This window comes from Luteimonas sp. R10 (genome assembly GCF_045689605.1).
GTDB lineage: Bacteria > Pseudomonadota > Gammaproteobacteria > Xanthomonadales > Xanthomonadaceae > Luteimonas.
The window spans coordinates 730229-742723 of record NZ_CP141262.1; the positions used below are offsets into that span (position 1 = coordinate 730229).

Sequence of the window (12495 nt, forward strand, 5' to 3'; positions counted from 1 at the left end):
GGACTAGGGCCTGTTAGCGCTTATGGATCATGCCGTGCCGTGCCTGCGAGCCACAGGTCGGCGATCGCGCGCGCGGTCGCGTAGGGCTCGGGATGGTCGCGATTGCTCAGCACGACCACGGTCAGGCGCTCGCGCGGGAAACGCAGGGTGACGTTGCGGAAACCGATCGTCTCGCCCGAATGCCACCGCAGGTCGCCGTGCAGGCGCCAGCCGTAGCCGTAGGCGTCGACGTCGTCCTCGCCGGTCGGCGTGGTGGTCTGCGCCGCGAACGCCAGCGCGCGCGAGGCGTCCGACAGCAGGCGGTCGTCGTACAGCGCCGCGTCCCATTTCGCCAGGTCGTCGATCGAGCTGTAGATGCCGCCGTCGCCGAGCACCGCGCTGGTCGGGCTCTGGTCGCTGCGCGCCCACCCCCTGTCGACGCGGCTGTGGCCGTAGGCGCGGTCGGCCACGGTGGACTTGCCGTCCTCGAACGCCACCGTGCGCGCCATCCCCAGCGGCAGGAAGATGCGCTCGCGCAGGAATGCGGCGAAATCCGAACCCGAGGCCTTGCCGACGATCAGCGCCAGCAGTGCGTAGGCACTGTTGCTGTAGCGGTACTGCGTACCCGGCGCGAAATACAGGCGATCGTGCGGTTCCAGCAGCGCCAGCACGTCGGCGTCGCGCAGCTGGCCATCGATCGCGTCCGGCATCACCTCCTCGTAGTCGATCAGCCCGGAGGTATGGCTGAGCAGGTGGTGCACGGTGACCGGATCGGCCGCCGGCGGCAGCGTCGGCAGCCACTTGCGCACCGGATCGTCCAGGCGCAGGCGGCCGTCCTCGGCCAGCAGCAGGACCGCCGCGGCAGTGAACTGCTTGGTCAGCGAGGCCAGCCGGAAGTTGCTGGCCGGGGTGACCGGCGCGCGCGTCCCGAGATCGGCCAGGCCGTAGCCGCGGCGCACGACCGCTTCGCCCTCGTGCAGCACCAGGACCGCGGCGCCGGGCACGTCGCCGTCGTAGTTGCGCATCAGGACATCGACCTTCGTCTGCATCGGGTCTCCCTGGGCCGCGACGACGCCGGGCAGCAGGAGGCATGCAGCAATGGCGGCGAGGACGCGCATCGGGCCGATTCTAGTGCACGCGCCGCGCCCGCGCGCCGTGGCGCCTGCCTGCGGGCGGTCATGCCTCTGCGCTATGGTGGGCGGATGTTCGAGCTCCGCCATGTCAGCCGGCGCTACGGCAGCAGCATCGCGCTCGAGGACGTCGACCTGCGCATCGCGGCCGGCCGCAGCACCGCGCTGATCGGGCCGAGCGGCGCCGGCAAGTCCACGGTGCTGCGGATGCTGATCGGGCTGGAGTGGCCGGATGCGGGCACGGTGCTGTTCCGCGGCGAGCCGCTGCGGCGCGCCGCGCTGCTGGAGCAGCGGCGCCGGGTCGGCTACGTGATCCAGGAGGGCGGGCTGTTCCCGCACCTCACCGCGGCCGGCAACGTGGCGCTGCTGGCGCGCACGCTGGGCTGGACCCGTGCGCGCATCGACGCGCGCATGGGCGAACTGGCCGAACTGTGCCAGCTGCCCGATGAGGCGCTGCGGCGCTATCCGGCCGAACTGTCCGGCGGCCAGCGCCAGCGCGTCGGCCTGATCCGCGCGCTGATGCTCGACCCGGAAGTGCTGCTGCTCGACGAACCGCTGGGCGCGCTCGACCCGATCATCCGCCACGAGCTGCAGGCGCAGATGCGCGAGCTGTTCGCGGCCCTGGGCAAGACCGTGGTGTTGGTGACCCACGACGTCGCCGAGGCCGCCTACCTGGCCGATACCCTGGTGCTGCTGCGCCGCGGCCGCGTGGTGCAGCAGGGCGCGGCGTGCGAACTTCTGCGGGCGCCGGCCGAGCCCTTCGTGCACGCGTTCATGACCGCGCAACGCAGCCTGGGAGCGGACGCGTGATGCGCGCGCTGCTGGCATTGCTGTTGCTCTGCGCCGGCGCCGGCGCGCGGGCGCAGCAACCGGGCGCGGCGCCCGCCAGCGCCACCATGGGCTCGAAGAACTTCACCGAGTCGGTGGTGCTGGGCGAAATCGGCGCCGGGCTCGGCCGGCAGTCCGACACCGTGGTGCGCCACCGCCGCCAGCTCGGCGGCACCCGCATCGTCTGGCGCGCGCTGCTGGGCGGCGAGATCGACGCCTATCCCGAGTACACCGGCACCCTGGCGCAGGAACTGCTGCGCATGCCGGATGCCGACATCGACGCGCTGCGCGCCGAGCTGCGGCGGCGCGGCCTCCGCATGACCGCGCCGCTGGGCTTCGACAACAGCTACGCGCTGGGCATGCGCGCCGCGCATGCGCGCGAACTCGGCATCCGCAGCATCGGCGACCTGCGTGATCATCCGGGATTGCGCTTCGGCTTCGGCAACGAGTTCATGCAGCGCGCCGACGGCTGGCCGGGCCTGCGTGCCGCTTACCGACTGCCGCAGTCGGCCAACGGACTCGACCACGACCTCGCTTACCGCGGCCTGGCCAACGGCGCGATCGACGTCACCGACCTGTACCGCACAGACGCCGAGATCCCGTACTACGACATCGTGGTGCTGGAGGACGACCGCGGCTTCTTCCCCGGCTACGAGGCGGTGTTCCTGTATCGCGAGGACCTGCTGCAGCGCGCGCCGCGCTGGGCCGAGGCGCTGGAAGGCCTGGCCGGGCGCATCGACGCGACGACCATGCAGCGCCTCAACGCGCGCGTGAAGCTGGACGGCGAGGCCGAGTCCGCGGTCGCCGCCGACTGGCTCGGGATCGACGCGCCGCAGGGGACCGGCCGGTGGCCGCGGCTGTGGCAGCGGACCCGCGAGCACCTGGCGCTGGTCGGCATCTCGCTGGGCCTGGCGCTGCTGGTGGCGTTGCCGCTCGGGGTGTTCGCGGCGCGGCGCCCGCGCGCCGGGCAGGTGGCGCTCACCCTGACCGGCCTGCTGCAGACGCTGCCGTCGCTGGCGGTGTTCGTCTTCATGATTCCGCTGTTCGGCATCGGCGCGTGGCCGGCGATCGCGGCGCTGTTCCTGTACAGCCTGCTGCCGATCGTGCGCAACACCCATGCCGGCCTGACCGGCATCCCGCGCGACCTGCGCGAGACCGCGGCCGCGATCGGCCTGCGGCCGTCGACGCGGCTGTGGCGGATCGAGCTGCCGCTGGCGCTGCGCACCATCCTGGCGGGGATCAAGACCGCGGCGGTGATCAACGTCGGCACCGCCACGCTCGGCGCCCTGATCGGCGCCGGCGGTTACGGGCAGTCGATCCTGGCCGGCATCCGGCTCGACGACATCGGCCTGATCCTGGAAGGCGCGGTGCCGGCGGCGCTGCTGGCGCTGGCCGCGCAGGGCGCGTTCGAACTGATCGAGCGCCTGCTCACGCCGCGCGGCCTGCGCCTGGCCGCACGCCGGTAGCCCCGGCGCATCCACATCGACCATGACCCAAGGAGTCCGCATGACGAAGATCCCGCGCCATCGCATCCGCCTGCCGCAGCTCGATTTCAGCCGCGAACGCGAGAGCGACGTCTACTTCGTCCTCGACCACGAGGACGGCCGCGCCGAGCACGTCCGCTTCCACGACTACGACCGGATCTACAGCCTGCCGGGCCTGTACGAGCAGATCTTCTACGAGCGGCTCAAGTGCGACTCGCCGCGCTTCCTGGCGCTGCGCATGCGCGAGGTGCTGGCCGCGGCCGGCGACGATCTCAACCGCCAGCGCGTGCTCGATTTCGGCGCCGGCAACGGCATGATGGGCGAGGAGCTCGCCCATCACGGCGTGTCGCGTCTGGTCGGCCTGGACATTTCCGAAGCCGCCCGGGACGCGTTGTGGCGCGACCGCCCCGGCGTCTACGACGCCTACTACGTCGGCGACCTCAGCCGCCACGACGACGCGCTGATGGGCTCGCTGCGCGGGTGGGACTTCAACTGCCTGACCACCATCGCCGCGCTCGGCTACGACGACATCCCGGTGGCGGCGTTCCACCGCGCCTTCAACCTGATCGCCGACGGCGGCTGGATCGGGTTCAACATCAAGGAGACGTTCCTGGGCCAGTCGGACGAGAGCGGCCTGGCGCTGTTCATCAAGCGCCTGGTGGCCGGGGAGTTCCTGCAGCTCTACCACCTCGAGCGCTACCGCCACCGCATCTCGATCGAGGGCAATCCGCTGCACTACTGCGCGGTGATCGGCCGCAAGCTGGCGACGATGCCCGATGAAAGCTAGAAACGAGAAACGAGAAGTGAGGAACGAGTAAGAGCGGCTGCCTTCCTCTCGTTTCTCACTCCTCACTCCTCGCTTCATTCGCGTTCGCGCGCCGGTCCGGGAACTTCAGCACCGTGCCGCGTGGCTCCGGTTCGCGCCGCCACAGCACCGGCACCTCGCGCGGCGGCGGCGGTTCGAGGGTGTCGTCGTGGGCGCCGGTCTCCGGGTCGTCCTCGTCCTCCCAGCTGTAGCGGCGCCGCGGTGCCTGCGGATCGGCGCGGCGGAACAGCCAGGCGGCGAGGATGCCGCCGAGCGCGCCGCCCAGGTGCGACTGCCAGGACACGCCGGGCTCCTGCGGCAGCACCGTCAGCAGCATGCCGCCATAGAAGAAGAACGCGATCATGCCGGCGGCGATCGACGGCCGGTCGCGGCGCAGCAGCCCGAGGACGAAGATCAGGAACATCAATCCATGGGTGACGCCGCTGGCGCCGAGATGGCGCGAGCCCGGTTCGCCCAGCCACCACGCGCCCAGTCCCGCGCCCAGCCACATCAGCGGCAGCGCGCGCACGGTCGCGCGCGGATACACGGAGAACGCCAGCGTGCCCAGCAGCAGCAGCGCGGATGCGTTCGCGATCAGGTGCGCGGGCGAGCCGTGCAGCAGCGGCGCGGTCAGCACACCGAGCAGGCCCGGCCACGATTGCGGCACGATCGCGAACGGTCGCCAGTCGAGCATCGCCTGCACGCCGAACATCACCGCCAGCAGGGCGACGAAGGCGATGCTGATCTTCAGCGCGCCGCCGATCCGGCGGCGGTCGGCGGCGCGCTGCGCCTCGGGATCGGCCGGCGCGTCGGGCATGTCCAGGTGCATGGAGCAGAGGATGGCGGCGGTTCGGGCGGATGCAAGCCCGATAGGAGCCGGGATTCGGGATTCTGTGATTCGGGATTCGTAAAGGCGAAAGACGAAAGCGCCCACGTCGTCCTGGCGATTCGGACGGCGGAGGCGGAAGGGTGAAGCGTGGCTGGTGGAATACGGGAGACGGAAGGCGGAAGCGCCCACGCCGTCATCCCGGCGAAGGCCGGGATCCATTTCGACGCGCCGGGAAAGCCACTGGATCCCGGCCTTCGCCGGGATGACGAGGGCCTTCGGGACGACGAGCAAGAGCGACGCGCTCTTTCGCGAGTCCCGAGTCCCGAAGCGCCTGCAGCGTAGAATTCCCAGATGACTTCACAACCCCTGCCCACCGTCCGCCTCAAGAACGCCTGGCGCTCCAGCCACCCGTGGATCTTCCAGCGCCTGGTGGAGAAGCCCGCGCAGCGGCCCAAGCCCGGCAGCATCGTCGACGTGGTCGGCGTCGACGGCGAATGGATCGGCCGCGGCTTCTACAACGGCCATTCGCGGATCGCGGTGCGGATTCTGGAGCGCAATCCGGACATCGCGGTCGATGCCGGCTGGTTCGCGGACAAGATCGCGGCGGCGGTGCGGCTGCGGCGCGAGGTCCTGCGGCTGGACGAGGTGTCCGACGCCTGGCGCGTGGTGCACAGCGAGGGCGACGGACTCAGCGGGCTGGTGGTCGACCGCTACGGCGACCTGCTGGTGGTCGAGTACTTCAGCGCCGGCATGTTCCGCCACCGCGAGTGGATCCACGCCGCGCTGCGCGAACAGTTCCCCGGCTGCCGCTTCCACGGCTTCGCCGACGAACACGTGCAGAAGCAGGAGAGCTTCGATTTCCGCGGCACCGAGCCGGCCGCGCCCGCGATCATCAGCGAACACGGGGTGAAGTTCCGCGCCGATCCCGCCGGCGCACACAAGACCGGCTTCTTCGCCGACCAGCGCGACAACCGCCAGTGGTTCGCGCAGCAGGTCGCCGGCCGTCGCGTGCTCGACCTGTGCTGCAACACCGGCGGCTTCGCCGTGTACGCGGCGGTGCGCGGGGCGAGCGAGGTGGTCGGCGTCGACATCGACCAGGACGTGCTCGACATCGCCCACGGCAACGCCAAGCTCAACGACGTGCGCGTGCGCTGGGTGCAGGCCGACATCTTCCCGTGGCTGCGCGACGCCGCCGTCGCCGGCGAGCGCTTCGACGCGGTGGTGCTGGACCCGGCCAAGATGACCCGCGACCGCGAGCAGGTGATCCCGGCGCTGAAGAAATACCTCGACATGAACAAGCTGGCGCTGGGCGTGGTCAGGCCCGGCGGCCTGTTCGCGACCTTCTCCTGCACCGGCCTGGTCAGCGAGGAGCAGTTCCTCGACATGCTGCGCCGCGCCGCCTTCTACGCCGGGCGCACCGTGCAGGTGCTGAAGGTGTCCGGCGCCGGCGCCGACCATCCCTTCCTGGCCGACGTGCAGGAGTCGCGGTACCTGAAGGCGGCCTTCTGCCGCGTGCTGGATTGAACCGGCGCCGCCGCGCGCCGCGCCCGTGGGCGCGGCGCGCGCTGCCGGCGGCGGCGCTGCTGACCGCGCTCGCGCTCGGCGCCAGCTTCCTGCTGCCGGTGCGCGACCCGCCGCAGCCCGACCCCGGCCCGCCCGCCACCGCGTTCGACTGGCAGGTGCGGATCGCGCCGCTGGCCGGCGACGGGCATCGCGGCCTGCGCGACGGGGATCCGGCGCAGGCGCGCTTCGACGAGCCCTGGGGCCTGGTGCGCGGACCCGACGGCAGCCTGTTCGTCGCCGACGCGGGCGAGGCCAACCGCATCCGCCGGATCGCACCCGACGGCAGCCTGCATCCGTTCGCCGGTGGCGAGGAAGGTTTCGCCGACGGTCGCGGCGCGGCGGCGGCCTTCCACACGCCGTCGGCGCTGGCGGTGGACGCGGCCGGCAATCTCTACGTGGCCGACACCGGCAACCACGCGATCCGCCGGATCACCGCGGACGGCCTGGTGAGCACGCTGGCCGGCGATGGCACGCCCGGATTCCGCGACGGCGCAGCGGCGCAGGCGCGCTTCCATGCGCCGATGGGCGTGGCGCTCGACGCGGCCGGTCGGGTCTACGTCGCCGATACCTGGAACGACCGCATCCGCGTGATCGAGCCCGACGGGCAGGTGCGCACCGTCGCCGGCGGGGACCGGCCCGGGTTCCGCAACGGCTGGGGCGGGCAGGCGCGTTTCGACACGCCGGCGGCGCTCGCCGTGGCCGGCGACGACACCGTCTGGGTCGCCGATACCGGCAACCGCGCCCTGCGGCGCATCGACCCGGATGGCACCGTCGACACCTGGCGGCCTTCGCCATGGGAATGGCGGGAAGAAGAGCGCGACGGCTTCGGCCGGCCGCTGGCGCTGGCGGCGACCCATGACGGGCATCTCTACGTCGCCGAACTCTCGCCGGGCCGCGTGCTGCAGCTGACCGGCGACGGCCGCACCCGTGTGCTGGCCGGCGACGGGGCCGGGCCATGGTTCGCGCGGCCGTCGGCGCTGTGGCTGGAGCCCGACGGCAGCCTGCTGCTGGCCGATGCCGCAGGCCACCGCCTGCACCGGCTGGCGCCGCGGGTGGGCGCCGCCGCCGACGGTCCGGTCGGGCCGGCGCCCGGGCGCGCGCTGCCCGACACCGGCCAGCGCTGGCCGCTTGCGCCGCAGGACGGCTGGCACGAGGTGGTCGGCACGCTCGGCGAGGTGCGCGGCAACTTTCGCGGCGAGAGCCGCAGCCATCTGCACAACGGCCTGGACATCCGCGGCGACGTCGGCACCCGGGTGCTGGCCGTCGCCGACGGCAAGGTCACCACGCCGCTGGCCGCCTGGAGCTTCGGCGGACAGGCCGAGGGCATGGCGATCGGCGAGCTGGCCTATGTGCACATGCGGGTCGGACGCACGCCGCAGGGGCGCAATCTCGATCCGGACAGGTTCCAGATCCTTGCCGACGACGACGGCCGTCCGGAGCGGGTGCGTGTTCCGCGCGGCACCCGCTTCGCCGCCGGCGACGCGCTGGGCACGATCAACGCGCAGGCGCACGTGCACCTGATCGTCGGTCCGTACGGCTACCAGCACAACGCGATCCGGCTCGGCCTGCGCAATTTCGTCGACAGCGTGCCGCCGCGGATCGACGGCGTGTTCCTGCTCGACGAGCGTGACCAGCCGCTCGACCGCCGCGAGAACGGCCGCGTGCTGGTGCCGCAGGACGGCGGTGGCGTGCAGGTCGTCGTCGATGCCTGGGACCAGGTGAACGGCAATCTCGCCCGCCGCCGGCTCGGCCTGCACCGCGTCGGCTACCAGATCCTCGCGGCCGACGGCAGCATGTTGCCGGGCCTGGCGGCGCCGGCGATGAACCTCGATTTCTCGCGCATGCCCGCGCATCCGGATGCGGTGAAGGTCGCCTACGCCGCCAACAGCGGCATCACCGTGCACGGCGCCGCCCGCACGCGGTTCCTGTACGTGGCCAGCAATCGCGTGCGCGCCGACGAACTGGCGGTCTCGCACTGGCAGCCGGCCGACCTCGCGCCGGGCGACTACATCATCCGCGCCTTCGGCGAGGACCACAGCGGCAATCAGGCCGTCGGCAGCCGCGACCTGCCGGTGACGGTGCGCGCCGCGATGCCGTAGCGGCACCATCGGCCCCAGCAGCGGCCACACGCTGCCCAGCCGGACCAGGCCGGCGCCGTCGTGCAGGGCGGCGAACCGTTCCTGGCCGACGTGCAGGAGTCGCGCGATCTGAGGCCGCGTTCTGCCGGGTGCTGGATTGAGCGCAGCTGCGGCCAGCTCGGCGAGTGCAGTCCGAGCCGGTCGCCTCGAGGGGACGATCAGCGAGCGGGAACCGGATGCCCCGCCATCGCAAGCGCCGCCGCGGCAGGACGGTTGCCGATCGCGATGCCGGCGAACACCAGCGCCAGCGCCGGCCAGAACAGCGCGCCGAGCGCGTCGCCGAACACCAGCGCGCTCGCGGCCACGCCGGTCAGCGCGATCACGTAGCCGATCTGGCTGAAGGCGGCGGCGCCGGCGACGCGCTGCAGGGTCGAGGCGGCGAGGCTGCCGGCGATGGTGATCGTCACCAGCGCGGCCAGCAGCGGCCATAGCGGCAGCAGTTCGGCGCTCCCGGCGGCGGGCCGGGCGAAGAACAGCGGCAGCAGCAGGCCCTGGGCCAGCAGGGTGCCGGCCGCCGCGGCGGGCGCGGGCAGGCGGTCCGGCCAGCGGCGCGAACGGTAGACGTTGCCGGCCGCGAGCAGCACGGGGACGCCGAGCGCGAGCGCCAGGGCCAGGCCTTGCTCGGGGCCGACCGTCTGCGCGCGTGGCACCAGCACCAGCAGCACCCCGGCCAGGCCGATCCCGATCCCGAGTGCAGTCGTGGGTGCCGGCAGCCGCCGGTCCAGGCCGGCATTGATGAGCGTGGTGAACATGGGCGACAGCGTCACCGCCACGGTGAAGACGCCGGCCGGGATCCGCGCCAGCACCCATTGCCCGAGCAGCGGGCCGGCGGCAATGCCGATCAGCGCTGCCACCAGCAGGTAGCGCCAGGTGTCGCGGCGGAACGGCAGTGTGCCGCCGCCGAACTTGAGTGCGATGCCGAGGAACAGGCCGGCGCCGCCGACCTGGACCAGCGCAATCGCAGCCGGATTGGCGCCGGCGTCGAGCAGCAGCTTGGCGACGACGAAACCGCTGCCGATCAGGCCGCCGGCGGCGAGGGTGAGGGCGAAGCGTTGGGCGGTGGCGTTCATGGAAGCGCTCCGGTGGGGCGGGGGTGGCGGTTCCAAGGTAGTGAAGCGGCCGGCGCGGATAATCGGCCCTGGAGTGGCTAGACTGTTTCCCCATGTCAACAATCCCGCAGGCGCGACTGCCCACGCCCGACCTGCCCGGCCTGCTCGCCTTCGTCCGGGTGGCGGAGCTGGGCAGCTTCGTGCGCGCGGCCGATGCGCTGGGCCTGTCGAAGGCCGCGGTCAGCAAGCAGGTCTCGGCGCTGGAGCGCCGGCTCGGCACGCGCCTGCTGCACCGGACCACGCGCCGGCTCAGCCTGACCGAGGCCGGGCAGCTGTACCTACGGCACGCGCAGACCGCGTTCGCCGAAGCGCGCGCGGCCGAGGACGCGGTGGCCGGCAGCGAGCGCGAGCCGCAGGGGCGGTTGCGGATGACGGTACCGATGACCTTCGGCCTGCTGCACGTCGCCCCGCACGCGGCCGCGTTCCTGGCGCGCCATCGGCAGGTGACCCTCGACCTGCAGTTCGACGATCGCCAGCTCGACCCGGTGCAGGCGGGTTTCGACCTGGCGATCCGGCTCGGCCGGCTGGCGGATTCGAGCCTGGTCGCGCGCCGCATCGCGCGCAGCCCGGTGCTGTTGTGCGCCGCGCCGGACTATCTCGATCGCGCCGGCCGTCCGCAGCGGCCGGACGAACTGAGTGGACACGACTGCCTGCACTTCAGCCTCGCGGTGAGCGGCCGCACCTGGGAGTTCACGCGTGCCGGTGACGTGGTGCGCGTGGCCCTGGGCGCGCGCCTGGATGCCAACTCCAGTCTCGCGCTGAAGGCCGCCGCGATCGCCGGCGCCGGCATCGCCCGCATCCCTGCCTTCGCCGTCGCCGACGCATTGGCCAGCGGGGAACTGGAGCCGGTGCTGCCGGACTGGGCCATGCCCGGGCTCGACGTGCACGCGGTGATGCCGGCGCGCCGCTACGTGCCGGCCAAGGCACGCGCGTTCGTCGATTTCCTGGTCGAGGCCTGGCAGGCGACGCCGGAATGGCGGCGGCCGCCGACTGGCGCGACGCGCCGCCGCTGATGCGCACGGCGCCGGCAGATCGCCGCGCGCCGATGACGTCACGGTCACCGCGCCCCGGCTATACAGCGACGGCAACGGCCACGTCCGGCGCTCGAACGCGGTTCGCGTCGCGCCACCGTCATCCCCGCCCATTCGGAGACCATCGATGAACGCCCGCCGCTGCTTCCTGGCCGCCGCCGCCCTCGGCACCGCCGCCGTCGTCCTCGCGCCGCGGATGGCGCGCGCGCAGGGCGGTCCCGGCAGTGTCATGCGTACGCGTGGCGAGCTGCGCAGCCGACCGCTACCGGCCGCCGCCGCCCGCGGCGGCCGTTACCGGCCGCCGACCCGGCTGGGACTGGGCGGCGTGGCGATTGGCAACGGCTTTGCGCCGGCCAGCGACGCGCAATGCCAGGACACCCTGCAGGCCGCCTACGACAGCGGCACACGCTATTTCGACACCTCGCCCTGGTACGGCCTGGGCCTGAGCGAGCGTCGCTTCGGCCGCTTCCTGCACACGCTGGATCCGGACGACTACGCGATCTCGACCAAGGTCGGGCGCCTGCTGACCGCCACCGACGACCCGCCGCAGACGCAGTGGCAGGACCCGGCGCCGTTCGACTACACCTACGACTACAGCGCCGCCGCCACCCGCCGCTCGATCGAGGACAGCCTGCAGCGCCTCGGGATTCCGCGCATCGACGTCGTCTTCATCCACGACCTGTCGCCGGACAACGAGCAGGACCTGGGCATGCCGTGGGAACAGCGCTTCGCCGAAGCCGCGAAAGGCGCGATGCCGGAGCTGACGAAGATGCGCGAGGAGGGCCTGATCAAGGCGTGGGGCTTCGGCGTCAACCGGCCCGAGCCGGCGCTGCGCGCGATCGAAGTGGCCGATCCCGACATCTTCCTGCTCGCCTGCCAGTACTCGCTGCTCGACCATGCGCAGGCGCTGCACGAGACCTTCCCGAAGATCGCCGCGCACGGCGCCTCGGTGGTGGTCGGATCGCCGCTGCTGGCCGGCTATCTCGCCGGTCGCGAGCGCTACCTGTACGACGGCACGATTCCGGACTGGGCGCCGGACAAGCGCGCGCGGGTCGTCGCGATCGCCGACGCGCACGGCATCGACCTGCGCACCGCCGCGCTGCAGTTCGCCGCCGCGCCGGAGGTGGTCTCGGCGGTGATCCCCGGTGCACGCACCGCCGAGCAGGCGCGGCAGAACGCGCGCTCGATGCGGGTGCGGATTCCCGGCGACTTCTGGGCCGAACTGAAGGCCGAGCAGCTGATCGAGGCGGACGCGCCAGTGCCGGCGGTTTGAGGCGCCGGCACCGCTTGGGGGCAGGCGACCTTGCACCCGGTGCTGGGCGAAATCCGGTGGACGCCGCGATTCCGGGCCCGCAGGCGCGCCGGTCACCGCAATTCGCGGACGGTGGATGCCCGCGGCCTCGCGCACATGGCGCGCATGACGCGCTCCTACGGTGCGGCGGTCGTGCACACACCGTAGGAGCGCCCCGCGCGCGCGATACCGCGGGTACCGGAAGCGGCGTGCCGCGCTACAGTGGCGGCATCCGGCTGCCGCGGTTTCTGTTTCGTTCCGTCGTATACGAGAATCCCGCCCCGGAAAAGCCCAGACAAGGAGTTCAC

10 protein-coding genes are annotated in these 12495 nt (G+C 72.5%); 7 read left to right on the top strand and 3 right to left on the bottom strand.

Going from position 1 to position 12495, the window contains the following annotated elements; genetic code table 11:
• Positions 1 to 20 precede the first annotated feature (20 nt).
• Positions 21 to 1097 (bottom strand): serine hydrolase domain-containing protein, encoded by a 1077-nt coding sequence (locus U3649_RS03200; RefSeq protein ID WP_407353451.1) that lies wholly within the window; start codon positions 1095 to 1097, stop codon positions 21 to 23.
• Positions 1098 to 1181: 84 nt separating this feature from the next.
• Between U3649_RS03200 and U3649_RS03205 the strand changes: the two genes are divergently transcribed.
• The 3 genes from U3649_RS03205 to U3649_RS03215 are packed head-to-tail and all read left to right on the top strand — an operon-like array spanning position 1182 to position 4208.
• Complete coding sequence (locus tag U3649_RS03205; RefSeq protein ID WP_407353452.1) at positions 1182 to 1919, top strand: ATP-binding cassette domain-containing protein; 738 nt, start codon at positions 1182 to 1184, stop codon at positions 1917 to 1919.
• Positions 1919 to 3403: a glycine betaine ABC transporter substrate-binding protein gene (locus tag U3649_RS03210; RefSeq protein ID WP_407353453.1), complete on the top strand. Its 1485-nt coding sequence runs from the start codon at positions 1919 to 1921 to the stop codon at positions 3401 to 3403. Before U3649_RS03205 ends, U3649_RS03210 begins: the two co-directional genes overlap by 1 nt.
• Before the next feature lie 40 nt (positions 3404 to 3443).
• Positions 3444 to 4208 carry a methyltransferase domain-containing protein gene (locus U3649_RS03215; RefSeq protein ID WP_407353454.1) on the top strand — a complete coding sequence of 255 codons (765 nt, stop codon included), beginning with the start codon at positions 3444 to 3446 and terminating at the stop codon, positions 4206 to 4208.
• Positions 4209 to 4263: 55 nt separating this feature from the next.
• Here U3649_RS03215 and U3649_RS03220 read toward each other — a convergent pair whose 3' ends face one another.
• Positions 4264 to 5055, bottom strand: coding sequence for a rhomboid family intramembrane serine protease (locus tag U3649_RS03220; protein WP_407353455.1), 792 nt, complete (start codon positions 5053 to 5055; stop codon positions 4264 to 4266).
• Positions 5056 to 5406: 351 nt separating this feature from the next.
• Here U3649_RS03220 and U3649_RS03225 point away from each other — a divergent pair, with 351 nt between their 5' ends.
• Together U3649_RS03225 and U3649_RS03230 are read left to right on the top strand one after the other, a co-directional pair.
• Positions 5407 to 6579: a class I SAM-dependent rRNA methyltransferase gene (locus U3649_RS03225; RefSeq protein WP_407353456.1), complete on the top strand. Its 1173-nt coding sequence runs from the start codon at positions 5407 to 5409 to the stop codon at positions 6577 to 6579.
• Positions 6576 to 8717 (top strand): gluconolaconase, encoded by a 2142-nt coding sequence (locus U3649_RS03230; protein WP_407353457.1) that lies wholly within the window; start codon positions 6576 to 6578, stop codon positions 8715 to 8717. Before U3649_RS03225 ends, U3649_RS03230 begins: the two co-directional genes overlap by 4 nt.
• A gap of 197 nt (positions 8718 to 8914) precedes the next feature.
• Here U3649_RS03230 and U3649_RS03235 read toward each other — a convergent pair whose 3' ends face one another.
• Positions 8915 to 9826: a DMT family transporter gene (locus U3649_RS03235; RefSeq protein ID WP_407353458.1), complete on the bottom strand. Its 912-nt coding sequence runs from the start codon at positions 9824 to 9826 to the stop codon at positions 8915 to 8917.
• A gap of 92 nt (positions 9827 to 9918) precedes the next feature.
• Here U3649_RS03235 and U3649_RS03240 point away from each other — a divergent pair, with 92 nt between their 5' ends.
• Positions 9919 to 10878 carry a LysR substrate-binding domain-containing protein gene (locus tag U3649_RS03240; protein ID WP_407353459.1) on the top strand — a complete coding sequence of 320 codons (960 nt, stop codon included), beginning with the start codon at positions 9919 to 9921 and terminating at the stop codon, positions 10876 to 10878.
• Positions 10879 to 11023: 145 nt separating this feature from the next.
• Complete coding sequence (locus U3649_RS03245) at positions 11024 to 12169, top strand: aldo/keto reductase (protein ID WP_407353460.1); 1146 nt, start codon at positions 11024 to 11026, stop codon at positions 12167 to 12169.
• The last annotated feature ends 326 nt before the right edge of the window (positions 12170 to 12495 follow it).

Coding starts and splice junctions, on each gene's coding strand:
- U3649_RS03200 (WP_407353451.1), bottom strand. CDS start 1,097: ATGCGCGTCCTCGCCGCCATTGCTGCATGCCTCCTGCTGCCCGGCGTC.
- U3649_RS03210 (WP_407353453.1), top strand. CDS start 1,919: ATGCGCGCGCTGCTGGCATTGCTGTTGCTCTGCGCCGGCGCCGGCGCG.
- U3649_RS03245 (WP_407353460.1), top strand. CDS start 11,024: ATGAACGCCCGCCGCTGCTTCCTGGCCGCCGCCGCCCTCGGCACCGCC.
- U3649_RS03240 (WP_407353459.1), top strand. CDS start 9,919: ATGTCAACAATCCCGCAGGCGCGACTGCCCACGCCCGACCTGCCCGGC.
- U3649_RS03235 (WP_407353458.1), bottom strand. CDS start 9,826: ATGAACGCCACCGCCCAACGCTTCGCCCTCACCCTCGCCGCCGGCGGC.
- U3649_RS03215 (WP_407353454.1), top strand. CDS start 3,444: ATGACGAAGATCCCGCGCCATCGCATCCGCCTGCCGCAGCTCGATTTC.
- U3649_RS03220 (WP_407353455.1), bottom strand. CDS start 5,055: ATGCACCTGGACATGCCCGACGCGCCGGCCGATCCCGAGGCGCAGCGC.
- U3649_RS03225 (WP_407353456.1), top strand. CDS start 5,407: ATGACTTCACAACCCCTGCCCACCGTCCGCCTCAAGAACGCCTGGCGC.
- U3649_RS03205 (WP_407353452.1), top strand. CDS start 1,182: ATGTTCGAGCTCCGCCATGTCAGCCGGCGCTACGGCAGCAGCATCGCG.